This is a genomic window from Rothia nasimurium (assembly GCF_004569295.1).
Classification (GTDB): Bacteria; Actinomycetota; Actinomycetes; order Actinomycetales; family Micrococcaceae; genus Rothia; species Rothia nasimurium_B.
Window position 1 is genome coordinate 1 of the sequence record NZ_SPQC01000029.1, and the last position, 15,332, is coordinate 15,332.

The following is a 15,332-nucleotide window of genomic DNA, read 5'->3' on the forward strand; positions in this document are numbered from 1 at the left end:
GTCTTGTCCGCCCCACCACCCCCGAGGTTATCGACCTTCGCCCGGGCAGCCCCGATACCTCCTTGGTGGCAAGTGCTGCCTGGCGGGCCGCCTGGCGGCAGGCGGCAGCTACTCCCGGCGCAGCCTACCCGCCTGCTGGCTCCTATGAGTTACGGGTGCAGCTGGCTGAGCACCTGCGGCTGATGCGGTCAGTGCTGCGCACCCCGGACGACCTGCTGGTAACTGCCGGTGCCCGCGACGGCTTCCGCCTGATTCTCACCGCCCTGCGGCGCCGGGTGCGCAACCGTCCGCTTCGAATCGCGGTCGAGAACCCTGGCTACCCCTCCCTGCATCGCATCCCCCTCGCCTTTGGGCACGAAATCCTACCGATTGAGGTTGATGAGCAGGGCCTTAACCCTGCCCACCTGCCTACGGGGCCTCACCGGCCCGACCTCGTCCTTATAGCTCCTAGCCACCAGTACCCCCTGGGGGCTTCCATGCCGCTGGTGCGCCGCCTGGAGCTACTGGCCTGGGCACGCACCCACGACGCCCTGCTGGTTGAAGACGACTACGATTCTGAGCTGCGCTATGTGGGCGACCCCCTGCCGGCTCTAGTTTCTCTTGACCGCCCGCCTCTGCCGGGCGGGGCTGAAGCCGACCCGGCCCGTTGGGCCTCCGACCGGGTGGTAACACTGGGGTCTTTTGCGAAAATGCTGGCTCCCGGTTTGAACCTGGGCTATGTGGTGGTGCCCCGGCATTTGCAGGCTGACCTGCTCGAACTGCGTGCCGATTTGGGCAACCCGGTGTCGTCGGTCGTGCAGGACGCCATGGCAGCCTTCCTCGCTGCGGGCGGGGTGCGCCGCCATACGGCTCGCATGCGCCGGGTTTACCGTGGACGCCGGGAGCAGGTACTCACCGCCCTGCAGGGGTTGGTCGGTGCCCGGGTACTACCCATGGATGGCGGCCTGCACGCGGTGCTTCACCTGCCCGGTCTTGATTCTGCCCGGGGGAGGGGCCTTGAGGGTGAACTGGTTGAGGCCGCCCGCTTAGAAGGCGTGCTTGTGGCCCCGCTGGGGGATTACTGGTCGGCACGGGCTGAGGCAGGGGAGGCCCTATATGGTTTGGTTCTTGGGTTTGGAGCCGTCAGCGACCGTAAGCTGGCTCTCGGTCTGGAAAGTTTGCGGCAGGTGTTGGAAGGCTACCCTGCTGGTCTAGGCGCCCATTCTGGCCAGTAGGGCGTAACAGGCTACCTGCGGCTCGGCGGCTTTCAGCTTGGCTGGTTAGACTGGTGGGGTGACTTTTGATTCTCAGCACTCCAATTCCCAGCGCACCGACTCCGAGTTCTCTGACCCCCGCCATGAGTCCGGCGGGCAGCAGGCCGCCCCCAAGCGTCCTGTGGATCCTGCTCTTGCAGCCGCCCTCACCGGCCCCACCCTGGTACATGCCCTGGTTTTCCTGGCCTTCGGCCTCACCACGGTCTTTTGGCAGCAGCCGACCCTGGGCGTCATTACCGTCATGCTGGGTCTTTATATGCTGGGCTATGCGGGGGCGTCCTACCTGACGGCCCAAACCCTGCGCCGCGTAGGGGGCGCCAGCTCGGCCCAGGCCTTTACCTCTATCGCCCTGATGCAGGCTGCCGGTGGCGTACTGGCTTTTGTGGCTCCCCGCGGGGAGTTCTGGCTAACCCTGATTACTGCCTGCGTGCTGGGCTTGACCGGCGTGCTCAAACTGCTCGCCGGTATGCGTACTAAGGCGAGCAACCCGGCGGCCCGTGACTGGCAGCTTGAGGGCGCTATCGTGACGCTTTCGGCGGCAGCCCTGCCTGTGGTCTCTGAGATTGGCGATAAGGCCATTATGGGAACTGCCGGTGGCGGGGCCCTAGTAGCCGGTATTTTCTTGGTGGTCGGTGCGCTGTCCTTGCGCGCGGACGCCCGTCACGGCTAGGGGCTGTCGGGCAAAAGTGGTGCTCACCCCGTAGACTGGTGGAGAGTTTGTTTTCAGGAGGAATGGTCTTGGCTCAGAAGAGTGAATCACCCAATCGTGGGTTTAAGGCGCAGGTGCGCGGTCCGCTGATTATCGCGGCGGTCTTGGCCCTGGTGGCTTTCTTGGGCATCGTGGTTTTTGCAACCGGCGGTACAGATAACACCCCGAATGTGGTGCTGGCTTTGACCGTTGCCGGTGCTGTTTTTGTGGTCACCCTGGTCATGTGTGCAACCCTGATTCTGGTGGAGCGCCCCAACGACCCCGAGCTGGGCGAAGGCACCGGTATCAACCGGTCGTCCACCAAGCTGTACGCTGAGGCTCGCGCCCGCCGCGAAGCCGAGGCCAAGCGCCGCGAGGCTGAAGAAAAGGAACGCCTGGCCAAGCGTATTGACGAGGCCAACGCTGCCCAGGACGGCCAGCAGTAAGTCTGATTCCGTAAGACAGAAGGGCCGGGGCAGGTACCAGTGGTGGTACCTGCCCCGGCCCTTTTATGGTTAAGGCTCTGAGGCGCCGGGCGCCCTAGACCTCGGGGTCGATGAAGACCCCGTCGAAGTAGGCAGCTAGGGCGGTGTGGTCGGTGAGGGGTAGGGCTGCACCCACGTACTGGTCGGGGCGCACGACTACCACTACACCGTCGCGGGAGAGTTTGCGCTCTTCGAAGATGTCTTCATCGGGCAGGGCGCAGTAGATGTTCTCCCAGTACTCAATCTGATAAGTGCCCACCAGGGGGCGGAAGGCCGCGGGGGCATCGGTGGTCTCGAACTCGGTGTAGTTCTGCTGGTAGATCACCACCGGCTCAATCAGGGCGTCGAAGTCAGCTCCCTCAGTTCGGTAGCGGACAAAGGGGGAGGCAGGGTCGCTGATAAGGAAGTCGCTGAGCTCTTTGACCTTTGACTCAGCAGCCGCCGGGTGTGCGGCATCGGCGAAGACGTAGAGCCGGTAGCGGCCGTCCGCTCTTGCTTCGTGCCCCAGGTGGCGGGGGTAGGCGTTCTCGCGGCGGTTCACGCGGGCTGAACGGAACCGCTTGCCCACGGGGAACCCCTCAGCCAGGTGCTGGTGCTCGGTTCCGCCGGTGATAAGAGAAGGCTTGTACTCGGTCATGAACCCGGCTGGGAACTCGGCGGTTTTCACGTAGAACTCTTCAAGATATTCGGGGCTGGGCAGGTCCTCGGGCTTGGTGGCCATGAGGGTGGACCACTCTTTATCGAAGTCAATCAGGTTCTTGGCGATTTCCTGGCGTTCCCCGGAGTAGGTATCGAGTAGGGCCTCGGGGGCGCGCCCTGAGAGTACGTGGCCGAGTTTCCAGGCAATGTTGAAGCCGTCCTGCATGGAGACGTTCATGCCCTGGCCTGCCTTGGCTGAGTGGGTGTGGCAGGCGTCTCCGGTGATGAAGACGCGGGGGGTGCGGGTGCCGCGGTCGCAGGTGTCGACATCGTCGAAGTGGTCGGTGAGGCGGTGGCCGACTTCGTAGACCGAGTGCCAGGCCACGTTCTTCACATCGATGGAGTAGGGGTGGTAGATGGCATTGGCGCGGTCGATGATTTCTTCAATGGGGGTGGAGCGTACGGCATGGTTGTCGTTGAGGGAGACTTCGCCTAGGTCAACGTAAACACGGGCCAGGTGGCCGCCTTCGCGGGGGATATGCAGGATGGAACCCTTGGTAGAGGTGATAGCGCACTTCATGCGCCAGTCGGGGAAGTCTGTGTTGACCACGACGTCCATGACGCCCCAGGCATGGTTGGCGGCGTCGCCTGAGAGGGTGCGGCCAATGGACTTGCGGACGCCAGAGCGGGCTCCGTCGCAGCCGATGACGTATTTGGCGCGGACGGTGCGTTCTTCGCCGTAGTGTTCGCCGGTCGTATGGCGGACGGTGACTTTCACGGGGTAGTCGTGGTCTTCTTCAATGGTGAGCCCGAGAAACTCAATGCCGTAATCGGGGGTGATTTTGCCGGGGGAGTTGCGGGCGAAGTCGGCGAAGTAGTCGAGAATGCGGGCCTGGTTGATGATCAGGTGGGGGAATTCGCTGATGTTGTGGGGGTCGTCGGGGGTGCGGGTGATGCGGACGATGTTGTCGGGATTGGCAGGGTCGGGTTTCCAGAAGCTGGTTTCGGTGATGTGGTAGGCCTCGCGGATTATTTCTTCGGCAAAGCGGAAGGCCTGGAAGGTTTCGACGCTACGGGCCTGGATGCCGTCAGCTTGGCCGAGTTCGAGGCGGCCTGCCCTGCGTTCGATGATGCGGGTGTTGATTTGGGGGAACTGGGAGAGCTGGGCGGCGGCAATCATACCGGCGGGGCCGGAGCCGACGATGAGAACGTCCATGGTCTCTGGTAGTTCATCTGCGCGGTTAATGCCGTAGCCTGCTGCGTCTTCAAGGCGGGGGTCGCGGGAAATATAGCCGTTGTGGTGGAAATGCATGGTGCTCCTTAGGGAGTGGGTGCGGCGCTGCACCTCAGCAAATATGTGATGTATAACACTTGTTCTGAATCATATACGATGTACAGCAGGGGTGGCAAGGGTTGTCTGAAACTCATCGCGGGGTGACTGCAAGGCTTTTACAAAAAGCTCTTGCTGTGATGTGAGTTACTTGCTAGTGTGTGAAAATGATATACGATTTCAGACAAGGTTGATAGAGCTCAACGAGGAGACTCCATGACTGCTACCCCCTCCAACCGAGATTCCCTTCCCGTCACGCCCGGCAAGATTATCGCCGTGCACGTGGCCTACGAATCGCGTGCAGCCCAGCGCGGGCGGCGTCCGGCTCAGCCCTCCTACTTCTTCAAGCCCACCAGTTCCTTGGCCGGCTCCGGCGCCCCCGTTGAGCGCCCAGAGGGTACCGAACTCCTTGCCTTTGAGGGAGAAATTGCCCTGGTCATCGGCACCCCTGCCCGCCACGTTCCCCTTGAAGACGCCTGGAACCATGTCGCCTACGTGACTGCCGCCAACGACCTGGGCATCTACGACTACCGCCCCGCCGACAAGGGCTCCAACGTGCGGTCCAAGGGTCGTGACGGCTACACCCCTCTTGGCCCCGGCCTCATCGACGCTCGCACGGTGTCAGAAGACCAGCTACGCATCCGCACCTGGGTTAACGGCGAACTCGTACAGCAGGATGACACCGCCGCGGCCAACATGATCTTCCCCCTCTCCCAGTTCGTCGCCGACCTCTCCCAGCACATGACCCTCGAAACCGGCGACGTCATCCTGACCGGTACCCCCGCAGGCTCCTCCGTCATCGTCCCCGGTGACGTCGTCGAAGTGGAAGTAGACGCCCCCACCTCCGCCGGAGCCCCCACCTCGGGTCGTCTCGTTACCCCCGTTATCGCAGGTCGAGGCGACTTCAACGAGTCCATCGGCACTCTACCCGCCGTTGACGAAAAGCAGACCGAAGAAGCCTGGGGCTCCCGCGAAGCTGCCGAGCTCCCCCCGCTGGAAGAACAAGAAACCTCACAGGCTGCGTCCGCTCTGACTCCCGAACTCCGCCGCCTCCTGCAGTCCGTACCCACTGCTGGTCTATCAGCCCAGCTCCGCGCTCGCGGTCTCAACAACGTTGTCATTGAGGGCGTCTACCCCCAGACCCCCGGCACCAAAATTGTCGGCACTGCTAAAACCCTGCGCTTTGTGCCCAACCGCGAAGACCTGTTCAAGGCCCACGGCGGTGGCTACAACGCCCAAAAACGCTGTTTTGACGAGGTGACTGAAGGAGAAATTATCGTCATTGAAGCCCGCGGGGAGTCCGGCTCCGGCACCCTGGGTGACATCCTGGCCCTGAGGGCGAAAGGACGCGGGGCCGCCGGCGTCATCACCGACGGCGGGGTGCGCGACTACGCGGCTGTCAAAGAAATCGGCCTGCCCGTCTTTACTCAGGGACCCCACCCGGCCGTCCTGGGCCGCAAGCACGTCCCCTGGGAGGTCGATGTGGCAGTGGCCTGCGGAAACGCCACCGTGCTCCCCGGCGATATTATCGTCGGCGATGACGACGGAGCCATCGTCATCCCGCCCGCTATCGCAGCCGAAGTCGCCCAGGCCGCTTTCGATAAAGAACACGAGGACGCCTGGGTCGCCGAACATGTCGCAGCCGGTCACCCTGTGGACGGGCTCTTCCCACCCACCGGCGCCTGGAAAGAAAAGTACAAAGACTGGCTGGCCCAGAACCCACCCGCTCAGCCCTAACCCGCTAGGAACCACCGTGAATATCGATCTCTACCCCGGGACGTCAATACCGGTGACCCTCGACTACAAGAAGGGTCTATCTAAAGCCGAGACTGCCTACACCTGGGTGCGCGAAAAAATCGTGAACGGCGATTTTGCCGCTGGCCACCGCCTGGTGCTGGCCTCTATCGGCCGGGAACTCGATATGTCGGTGGTTCCTGTGCGCGAAGCTATCCGCCAGCTTGAAGCAGAAGGCCTCGTCACTTTCGAGCGGAACGTGGGCGCCAGGGTCGCCATGGTCGACAGCTCCGCCTACGTAGAGAGCATGCAAACCCTCGGCATTCTAGAAGGTGCAGCCACCGCTCTAGCCCTGCCCCACCTGACCGCTGAAGACATCGCTGCAGCTCGTGACTACAACCAGCAGCTTGCCACCCTCCTTGAAGACTTTGACCCCAAAGCCTTCACCGACCTCAACCACCGGTTCCACCAGGTTCTTACCCACCGCTGCCCCAACCAGCACCTCGTAGACCTGGTAGGGAGCGAATGGAACCGCCTCGGCAACCTGCGCGAATCAACCTTCTCTTTCGTGCCCGGCCGTGCTGCCGAATCAGTGGCAGAACACGACCAAATTATCGACCTCATCGACCGCGGCCAGCCAGCCCACGAGGTCGAACAAGCTGTACGAGACCACCGCCAGGCGACCCTCACCAGCTACCTCAGCACTATCCCCGAGCCGGTGTAACCCGCCCACCGGCGTCCGCCCCTCACACCGCACAAAGGAGTTACCTGTGAGCACTACTGAAACCACTACCGCACCCACCAAGCCCGCCGGGCTGCCCGAGCGCATCCAGCACTACATCAACGGTCAGTTCGTTGACTCCATCGACGGCGAAACCTTCGACGTGCTCGACCCCGTCACCAACCAGCCCTACATCCAGGCTGCCTCGGGCAAGAAAGAAGACATCGAAGCCGCTGTAGCCGCTGCCCGCACCGCCTTCACTGAGGGCCCCTGGCCCCGTATGCTCCCGCGCGAACGCGCCCGCGTGCTCATGAAGATCGCCGACATCGTCGAATCCCGTGAGGACGCCCTCGCCCAGATGGAATCCTTCGACTCCGGCCTACCCATCACCCAGGCCAAGGGCCAGGCCCGACGCGCTGCCGAAAACTTCCGCTTCTTCGCCGACCTCATCGTCGCCCAGACCGACGACGCCTTCAAGGTCCCCGGCCGTCAGGTCAACTACGTCAACCGCAAGCCCATCGGCATCGCCGGCCTCATCACCCCCTGGAACACCCCCTTCATGCTGGAATCCTGGAAGCTGGCCCCCGCCCTGGCAACCGGCAACACCGTCGTCCTTAAACCTGCTGAGTTCACTCCCCTTTCGGCTTCCCTCTGGGCCGGAATCTTCGAAGAAGCAGGCCTACCCGCAGGCGTCTTCAACCTGGTCAACGGCTTCGGTGAAACCGCAGGCGACGCCCTGGTCAAGCACCCCGAGGTCCCCCTCATCTCCTTCACCGGCGAATCCAAGACCGGCCAAATCATCTTCGCTAACGCGGCCCCCTACCTCAAGGGCCTCTCCATGGAACTTGGCGGCAAGTCCCCGGCCGTCGTATTCGAAGACGCCGACCTCGAAACCGCCATCAACGCCACCATCTTCGGTGTCTTCTCCCTCAACGGCGAACGCTGCACCGCAGGCTCCCGCATCCTGGTCCAGCGCAGCATCTACGACGAATTCGTTGAACGCTACGCCGCCCAGGCCAAGCGCGTCAAAGTCGGTCTGCCCTCAGACCCCGCCACCGAAGTCGGCGCCCTGGTGCACCCCGAGCACTACGAAAAGGTCATGTCCTACGTAGAAATCGGTAAGACCGAAGCCCGCCTCGTCGCAGGCGGCGAACGCCCCGCCGACTTCCCCGAAGGCAACTTCGTCCTCCCCACCGTCTTCGCCGACGTCGCCCCCGACGCCCGAATCTTCCAGGAAGAAATCTTCGGCCCCATCGTCGCTATCACCCCCTTCGACACCGACGAAGAAGCCCTAGAACTAGCCAACAACACCAAGTACGGCCTCGCCGCCTACATCTGGACCTCCAACCTGCAACGCGCCCACAACTTCTCCCAGGCCGTCGAAGCAGGCATGGTCTGGCTCAACTCCAACAACGTCCGCGACCTCCGAACCCCCTTCGGTGGCGTCAAAGCCTCCGGCCTCGGCCACGAAGGCGGCTACCGCTCCATCGACTTCTACACCGACCAGCAGGCCGTCCACATCAACCTCGGCGAAGTCCATAACTCCGTCTTCGGCAAGGCCGACTAAAACCTCACCACACACCCGCGGCCGCCGGGTAGGCATCGTAGCCTCCCGGCGACCGCCCCACCCAAGAAAGCAAAACCATGTCACCTACCTTTGTTGACTACCCCGTCATCGTGCCCGACGAGAATGCACCCGATATCGTCCGCTGCGCCTCCATGGAACTGGTCGTCACCGACCTCGAACGCTCCCGCAACTTCTACGTCGACGTGCTCGGCCTCGTCGTCACCGAACAAGACGAGAACACCATCTACCTGCGCTCCCTCGAAGAGTTCATCCACCACAACCTGATCCTGCGCAAGGGCGACGTTCCGGCTGTGGCAGCTTTCTCCTACCGCGTCCGCACCCCCGAAGACCTCGACAAAGCTGAAAAGTTCTACACCGCCCGCGGCTGCGAGGTACGTCGCAAGAAGGACGGCTTCGTCAAGGGCCTCGGCGACTCCGTGCGCGTACTCGACCCCCTCGGCTTCCCCTACGAATTCTTCTACGATGTCGACCACGTCGAACGCCTAGCCTGGCGCTACGAACTCCACACCCCCGGCGCCCTCGTCCGCCTCGACCACTTCAACCAGGTCACCCCCGACGTCCCCAAGGCCATCGAATACATGGAAGACCTCGGCTTCCGCGTCACAGAAGACATCCAGGACGAAGCTGGCACCTCCTATGCCGCCTGGATGCGCCGTAAGCCCACCGTTCACGACACCGCCATGACCGGCGGCGACGGCCCCCGCATGCACCACGTCGCCTTCGCCACCCACGAAAAGCACAACATCATCGCCATCTGCGACAAGCTCGGCGCCCTGCGTCTTTCTGACCGCATCGAACGCGGCCCCGGCCGCCACGGCGTCTCCAACGCCTACTACCTCTACCTGCGCGACCCCGACGGCCACCGCGTCGAAATCTACACCCAGGACTACTACACCGGCGACCCCGACAACCCCCGCGTCACCTGGGACGTCCACGATAACCAGCGCCGCGACTGGTGGGGCACCCCCGTCGTCCCCTCCTGGTACACCGACGCCTCCCGCGTGCTCGACCTCGACGGTAATCTCGTGCCCCTGGTCGAACGCACCGACGATTCCGAAATGGAACAGACCATCGGTGCCGACGGCTTCTCCTACACCCGCGCTGGCGAAGAAGATATGCCCGACTGGAAGAAGGGCGAATACAAGCTGGGGCACCAGCTGTAGGGGTTTTCTATGCTCACTAAAGAACAGCTCACCAAAATTGCCAATGACCTGGCCGAGGCCGAAGCAAATCGCACCATGATTCCGCGCCTGACCGCCACTTACCCCGACATGACCGTTGAGGACTCCTACGCGGTGCAGAACATGTGGCGGGTCCGGGGCGAGGCCGCTGGCCGCCGCCTCATTGGCCGCAAAATCGGGCTGACCTCCAAGGTCATGCAAGAAGCCACCGGCATTACCGAGCCCGACTACGGGGCGATCTTCGCTGACCAGGTTTACGAAAACGGCTCGGTCATTGAGCACTCCCAGTACTCCAACGTGCGTATTGAGGTTGAGCTGGCTTTCGTGCTCAAGGACGACCTGACCGGGCCCAATGTCACTATTTTTGACGTGTTGCGGGCCACCGAATATGTGGTTCCAGCCCTGGAGATTCTGAGCTCCCGCATTGAGATGGAGGGCCGCACCATCGTCGATACCATCAGCGACAATGCTGCCCTGGGCGCCATGGTCTACGGGGGTAACCCGGTAAATCCGGCCTCCATTGACCTGCGCTGGGTCTCAGCTCTGCTCTACCGCAACGAGCAGATTGAAGACACCGGGGTGGCAGCTGCCGTCCTCAACCACCCGGCCAACGGCGTTGCCTGGCTGGCCAATAAGCTGGCTGCCCACGGGGATTCCCTCACAGCCGGTGAGATTATTCTGGCCGGTTCTTTCACCAAGCCCATGTGGGTGCACCCGGGCGATACCGTCTACGCCGACTATGGGGACTTAGGAGCAGTAACGTGTCGCTTCGTCTAGATAAGCCCTTCGGCCAGCATCTGCACACCCTCGGACGCCCCGCGGTGGGCATGTGGGTCTGCTCAGGTTCACCGGTGGTCGCCGAAATCTGCGCCGGTTCCGGCCTGGACTGGCTACTCATTGACGGGGAGCACGGGGTTGCCAGCCTTGAGACGGTGCAGCAGCTATTGCAGGTGACGGCTGCCTACCCGGTGCAGGACATGGTGCGCCTTCCCTCCCTGGATGTTGTCGCTGTTAAGCAGTTCTTGGACGCCGGTGCCCAGAACCTGCTCATTCCCATGGTCGATACTGCCCAGATGGCTCGGGACGCGGTCGCTGCTACCCGTTACCCTCCGGCGGGGGTGCGCGGGGTGGGGTCTGCCCTGTCTCGTTCAGCCCGCTGGGGCGGGGTGCCCGGCTACCTGACCGAGGCCGAGAAGTATATTTCGCTTTTTGTGCAGATCGAGTCGGCGGCAGCCGTGGCCAATGCTGAGGAGATTTGCGCGGTGGACGGCCTGGCCGGGGTCTTCATCGGGCCCTCAGACTTGGCTGCCTCCATGGGGTTGCTGGGCCAGCAGAACCACCCGCAGGTGGTGGACGCCGTAAAGCGGGTTATCGAGATAGCCCGTGCCGCCGGGGTGAAGGTAGGCGTGAATGCCTTCGACCCGGCGCAGGCAGAGGACTATCTGGCTGCCGGCGCTGATTTTATTCTGGTGGCCGCTGACGTGCAGCTCCTGGCCTTGGAGTCTAAGAAGCTGGCTGCTCGCTTCGTCCAGGATGCCACCCCCGGCTCCGCCGATGTAGGCTACTTTGGAGGAACCGAACGGTCATGAGCGCCGCAAAATTGTTGAGCGGATCAGCAAGGTGGTCTTCCACCACATCAGCGTCAACTGCTACCCAATCGGTGGGGCCGGCATGGTCGCCACATCGTTTTGTCATTCCAGCAAAGACCGGGTCAGCTAGCTCTCCTGCTGGACTCGCTGGGTCAGCCGCAGCTAGCGCAGCTGCTAGCGGGTAGTGTTCTACCCCGTACATGCCAGCGGGGACGCCGTCATGGATGAGCCCCAGGAACGCCCATATATGGCATAGGGGACGTCCGGAACGATTTCTTGGGCGCGTTGTTGGAGGGTGGGTTCGTCCGAGACATAGACCTGCCAACCGCCTTCTCCAGTGCCTTGCCATATGCCGCTGGCTACGCAGGTGGCCCTATGGCCAACGTGATCTGTGGCAGCTACTGCATATCCGTGGTCAAGGAGGGTACTGATGAGGTGGAGGTAGCGGTGTGAATGCTTGCCCAGTCCGTGAATGACGTGGACGATGCCTCGGGGTTGACTTGCCGGTACATACACCCCAGGCATGGACGTCGTCGCGTCCGTTTGCGGAGGTAAAGGTGAATTCGTGTAAATCCATAATTGATACTTCTTTGTATGGGGTGTTGACAGTAGGTATTGTACCCCCCTATGAAAAGTATTCTGGAGCACATCGTGGCGAAATGTTCCTGGATCCCTCGCGTAGAGTTTTATGTAATGTCGTAAAATTTTTTTGGGATAACTATTGACTCAATTTTTCATTGTATGTAGTGTTGAAGCCCACAAGCCCACAAGCCCACAAGCCCACAATTGAAAATCTCTTTCGAAGAAGGTGCGATGATGCATTATTTAAAGAATTTTTTTATTGTTATATTGTCAGTTCTAATGCTTTTCTCTTTCTCGCCAGCGCAGGCGAGCAATAATTTTCTAGATGAAGGTTCTCGATATTCTACAATAAACATTTCTAGCAACCCGGTGTTTGATGCTAATGAAGACCATGGCGAGGCTCTTGGGGAAAAATTTTCTTCCATTGGAGAAGGTGAAAGCTTTTCTTTCTTTGCTGATGGCAGTATTTTCTCTGTAGAGAAAAAGTCAGGGAATATATTTGTTGAAACCACTGCTTTATCTCTATATAAAGGTTCAATGCCATCCGCATCTTTTTGTGCAACTACTGTGGCAACAATAATTTTTGAAATTGGATCGGTTGCTTTGTTCGCTGCTGCGGCAACCATGGCTCCTGGTTCATTCTTAGTATTGGGAGGGATTGCTTTCAACTCCACACAGGTAGCTTATCTTGCTTCAGCGGCTGGCAGTTTTGCTGCGCTGCAGGCATATCTAGATTCACATTTTTGTCGGAGGTAGTGATGTCTGATTCTGGATACCTGTACCTTGCTGTGTCCTGTTGTGCTATGTCAGTTATTTCCTTTTGTTTAGGTTATTTCCAACAAAGGAGGAACATTAAATGTGGTCTGTACTCGGAGGAATAGCAATTGTTATCTGCCCCGTTTTCTCTTACTGGCTGGGGGCTAAATTTGCAATGAAGCGACATCTGAAACCATAAAATCCGAACAGTAGGAAAGCAGGGCTATTGATGGAATATCTGTAAGGAAACCACCGTATACCCTGCTTTCTGGTTCTTATCTTAGAAATCTACCTACCCCGAAAAACCGGTCTCCGCTTCTCTGTGAAAGCGGCGAAACCCTCGGCATAGTCCGCAGAGGAGCACAGGTTGCCCTGAGCTTTGTTCTCAGCTTCAACGGACTCCCAGAGGCCCACCCGGGCGTCGCGCACCTGGGCCACCAGCTGCTTAGACGCCATAAAGGCCCCGGTCGCCCCGGCTGCCACTTTGGCCACCTTCTCGCGGGTGAAGTCCAGGAGCTCCTCGGCGGGAACAGCCCGGCTAAAGAGCCCGGCCGTCACAGCCTCAGCCCCAGACATCAGGTCAGCCGTATAAATCAGGTCCAGAGCCCGGTGGGCGCCCAGCCGCTCCACAAAAAGGGCATGCCCACCAGAATCCAGGGTGGCGCCCAAGTTAGCAAAGGGGGAGCCAATCTTGGCGTTCTCAGCCACATAAACCACGTCAGTAGCAATGGCCAGACCCAGCCCCACCCCCAGGCAGGGGCCCTGCACCGCAGCAAAGGTCGGGGCAGGGAAAGCACTCATCTTCTTCAGCAGCGGGGTCACCTGACCGGCCAGGTAACCGTAGGTGTCGTCCTCAGCAGGCACCAGACCGGCGATATCGCGCCCGGCGCAGAAACCGCGCCCCTCCCCGCGCAGAAGCAGGGCGCGGCCGCCCGCCGCGGCCGCCTCGTCGTAGGCGGCAGAAAGCTCGGCCAGGGCGGCCTCGTTCACGGCGTTCATCTTTTCGGGGGCGTTCAGCACGACCTCGGCGACAGCGCCCTCAATGGTCAAATCAATCAAGGCTACACCCCTCCTAGGCGTTGAAGTCCACGGTCACGGCGTCGGAGCAGGGGCGAGTCTGGCAGGTGAGAATGTAGCCGGCCTCGACCTCGTCCTTTTCCAGGGCGTAGTTTTCTTCCATCTTCACGTCACCCGAAACAACCTTGGCGCGGCAGGTGCCGCAGACGCCACCGGCGCAGGCGAAGGGCACGTCGGCGCGTACGCGCAGGGCGGCGTTAAGGATGGTTTCGTTGGCAGAAACGGGGGACTCAACGGAGGATGAGGTGCCGTCCAGGTTGAAGGAGATGGCGTAGTTAGCGCCGGCCGAGTCAGCCTCCACGGCTCGGCCCTGCTGGCCTGCGGGGGCTTCAGGCTTGCCGGTGGTGAAGAGTTCGAAGCGAACGTCGTCCTCGCGCACACCGCGCGCGGCCAGGGTATCGCGGCAGAGCTGCACTAGCTCGAAGGGGCCGCAGAGGAACCACTCGTCGGCCTTGTCCACCTGGATGACGTGGTCCAAGATGGCGTTGAGCTTCTCATCATCGATGCGGCCGCTCATGAGCGGGTTGATGCGCTGTTCGCGGGAGAGCACGTGGTGCACGGCGAAGCGGGTGGGGTAGCGGTCCTTGAGGTCGCCGATTTCTTCGGCGAACATGACGTCCATGGCCGACTTGTTGGCATAGACCAGGTCAAAGGTGCTGGTGGGTCTGGTCTTGAGCACGGTGCGGGCGATGGCGATGATGGGGGTGATGCCTGAGCCGGCGGCGAAGGCGATCATGTGCTCGCCACCTGCCGCGGCGGCGTCCTCAGCAATTTTTTCGGGGTTATTCAGACTGGTGATGGTGCTCTTGGAGACGAAGGCACCCTGGGGGTTCATAACGTCGATCTGGTAGCCGGGTTCGAGGGTGTCGTTAGCCCAGTTGGAGAAGAGGCCGCCGAAGTCGCGCTTGATGGCGACGCGGATTTCGCCGGGGGTGGGTTCGGCGCAGATGGAGTAGGAGCGGCGGACTTCCTGCCCGTCAATCTGGGCGCGCAAGGCGACGTACTGGCCCGGCAGGTAGTCGTAGTCGGCAGCGAGCTCGTCGGGCACGGTGAAGGTGACTTCGACGGAGTCTTTGGTGAGTTTGCGGACGCCCGCCACGGTCAGCGTGTTAAAGGTGGCGCGGCGGCGGGTGCTGGTGTCGGTCATGGCGTCTTCCTCGGGTCTAGTGAATCTTGAAGTAGTCGAAGGGCTCGGAGCAGGCCTGGCACTGGTAGAGGGCCTTGCAGGAGGTGGAGCCGAAGCGGGTGAGTTCGCGGGTGGACAGGGAGTGGCAGCGGGGGCATTTGACGGCTAGGCCCAGGCCCACGGGGCCCGCGGCAGCTGTGCCGGTGGGCGGGGCGATGCCGTACTCGGCAAGGCGGGCCTTGCCGGCCTCGCTCATCCAGTCGGTGCTCCAGGCGGGGGAGAGCACCGTTTCGACGTGCGGGGCTGGGTAGCCGTGGTCGGTGAAGACCTGGCGGACGTTGGTGGTAATGGCGTCCAGGGCCGGGCAACCGGAGTAGGTGGGGGTAATGACCACAACCGGCTGGTCGCCCTCGTAGCGGGTGGCCCGAAGAATCCCAAGGTCAGCAATGGAAAGAACGGGAATTTCTGGGTCGGCGACTCGGGCGGCAAGTTCCCACAAGGCGGCGTCTGACCCCTCGGGGGCGGGTACGGAGCTCTCGGTCTCTAGGGCGGGGGCGGTGTAGCCGGAGTCGGCGTCGAAGCC

Annotated in this window: 15 protein-coding genes; 9 read left to right on the forward strand and 6 right to left on the reverse strand. The window is 61.6% G+C overall.

The features are described 5' to 3' along the window. The 3 genes from E4U03_RS12865 to E4U03_RS08420 form a co-directional block, all read left to right on the forward strand. Positions 1–1,214 (forward strand): PLP-dependent aminotransferase family protein (locus E4U03_RS12865; protein WP_167752368.1); only part of this gene is annotated, 1,214 nt, incomplete at its 5' end. A 58-nt stretch (positions 1,215–1,272) separates the two neighbouring features. After that, entirely contained in the window at positions 1,273–1,923 is a 651-nt protein-coding gene (locus E4U03_RS08415; protein ID WP_135013103.1) for a hypothetical protein, read from the forward strand. Positions 1,924–1,991: 68 nt separating this feature from the next. Beyond that, a complete protein-coding gene (locus tag E4U03_RS08420; protein ID WP_228066042.1) occupies positions 1,992–2,387 on the forward strand; it encodes a hypothetical protein in 396 nt (131 codons plus the stop codon). A 94-nt stretch (positions 2,388–2,481) separates the two neighbouring features. Here the strand turns inward: E4U03_RS08420 and E4U03_RS08425 are convergent, their stop codons facing one another. Continuing rightward, entirely contained in the window at positions 2,482–4,377 is a 1,896-nt protein-coding gene (locus E4U03_RS08425; protein WP_135013105.1) for an FAD-binding monooxygenase, read from the reverse strand. Between the two features lie 234 nt (positions 4,378–4,611). Between E4U03_RS08425 and E4U03_RS08430 the strand changes: the two genes are divergently transcribed. The 6 genes from E4U03_RS08430 (at position 4,612) to E4U03_RS08455 (ending at position 11,208) form a co-directional block, all read left to right on the forward strand. After that, a complete protein-coding gene (locus E4U03_RS08430) occupies positions 4,612–6,132 on the forward strand; it encodes a fumarylacetoacetate hydrolase family protein (RefSeq protein ID WP_135013106.1) in 1,521 nt (506 codons plus the stop codon). A 22-nt stretch (positions 6,133–6,154) separates the two neighbouring features. Next, positions 6,155–6,853 (forward strand): GntR family transcriptional regulator, encoded by a 699-nt coding sequence (locus E4U03_RS08435; protein ID WP_245207703.1) that lies wholly within the window; start codon positions 6,155–6,157, stop codon positions 6,851–6,853. Positions 6,854–6,899: 46 nt separating this feature from the next. Next, on the forward strand, positions 6,900–8,417 hold the full coding sequence (gene hpaE, locus E4U03_RS08440) for a 5-carboxymethyl-2-hydroxymuconate semialdehyde dehydrogenase (RefSeq protein ID WP_135013108.1): 1,518 nt from the start codon (positions 6,900–6,902) through the stop codon (positions 8,415–8,417). Positions 8,418–8,494: 77 nt separating this feature from the next. Then, positions 8,495–9,601: a 3,4-dihydroxyphenylacetate 2,3-dioxygenase gene (gene hpaD, locus E4U03_RS08445; protein WP_135013109.1), complete on the forward strand. Its 1,107-nt coding sequence runs from the start codon at positions 8,495–8,497 to the stop codon at positions 9,599–9,601. 9 nt (positions 9,602–9,610) lie between these two features. Continuing rightward, positions 9,611–10,396: a 2-oxo-hept-4-ene-1,7-dioate hydratase gene (gene hpaH, locus E4U03_RS08450; RefSeq protein WP_135013110.1), complete on the forward strand. Its 786-nt coding sequence runs from the start codon at positions 9,611–9,613 to the stop codon at positions 10,394–10,396. Continuing rightward, positions 10,381–11,208, forward strand: a complete 828-nt coding sequence (locus tag E4U03_RS08455; protein ID WP_245207701.1) for an HpcH/HpaI aldolase family protein — start codon at positions 10,381–10,383, stop codon at positions 11,206–11,208. The genes hpaH and E4U03_RS08455 overlap by 16 nt, the downstream gene beginning before the upstream one ends. A gap of 189 nt (positions 11,209–11,397) precedes the next feature. Here the strand turns inward: E4U03_RS08455 and E4U03_RS13800 are convergent, their stop codons facing one another. The 5 genes from E4U03_RS13800 to paaD form a co-directional block, all read right to left on the reverse strand. After that, on the reverse strand, positions 11,398–11,733 hold the full coding sequence (locus E4U03_RS13800; RefSeq protein WP_135013111.1) for a serine aminopeptidase domain-containing protein: 336 nt from the start codon (positions 11,731–11,733) through the stop codon (positions 11,398–11,400). Between the two features lie 296 nt (positions 11,734–12,029). Continuing rightward, positions 12,030–12,464 carry a hypothetical protein gene (locus E4U03_RS08465; protein ID WP_135013112.1) on the reverse strand — a complete coding sequence of 145 codons (435 nt, stop codon included), beginning with the start codon at positions 12,462–12,464 and terminating at the stop codon, positions 12,030–12,032. A 370-nt stretch (positions 12,465–12,834) separates the two neighbouring features. After that, positions 12,835–13,605: an enoyl-CoA hydratase/isomerase family protein gene (locus E4U03_RS08470; protein ID WP_135013113.1), complete on the reverse strand. Its 771-nt coding sequence runs from the start codon at positions 13,603–13,605 to the stop codon at positions 12,835–12,837. Positions 13,606–13,618: 13 nt separating this feature from the next. Next, a complete protein-coding gene (paaE, locus tag E4U03_RS08475) occupies positions 13,619–14,770 on the reverse strand; it encodes a 1,2-phenylacetyl-CoA epoxidase subunit PaaE (protein WP_135013114.1) in 1,152 nt (383 codons plus the stop codon). A 16-nt stretch (positions 14,771–14,786) separates the two neighbouring features. Beyond that, on the reverse strand, positions 14,787–15,248 hold the full coding sequence (gene paaD / locus E4U03_RS08480; RefSeq protein WP_228066045.1) for a 1,2-phenylacetyl-CoA epoxidase subunit PaaD: 462 nt from the start codon (positions 15,246–15,248) through the stop codon (positions 14,787–14,789). Positions 15,249–15,332 lie beyond the last annotated feature (84 nt).

Excerpts from the sequence above, each read along its gene's own strand:
- E4U03_RS08425 (WP_135013105.1), bottom strand. The coding sequence starts at position 4,377 with ATGCATTTCCACCACAACGGCTATATTTCCCGCGACCCCCGCCTTGAA.
- E4U03_RS08430 (WP_135013106.1), top strand. The coding sequence starts at position 4,612 with ATGACTGCTACCCCCTCCAACCGAGATTCCCTTCCCGTCACGCCCGGC.
- hpaD (WP_135013109.1), top strand. The coding sequence starts at position 8,495 with ATGTCACCTACCTTTGTTGACTACCCCGTCATCGTGCCCGACGAGAAT.
- hpaH (WP_135013110.1), top strand. The coding sequence starts at position 9,611 with ATGCTCACTAAAGAACAGCTCACCAAAATTGCCAATGACCTGGCCGAG.
- E4U03_RS13800 (WP_135013111.1), bottom strand. The coding sequence starts at position 11,733 with ATGCCTGGGGTGTATGTACCGGCAAGTCAACCCCGAGGCATCGTCCAC.
- paaE (WP_135013114.1), bottom strand. The coding sequence starts at position 14,770 with ATGACCGACACCAGCACCCGCCGCCGCGCCACCTTTAACACGCTGACC.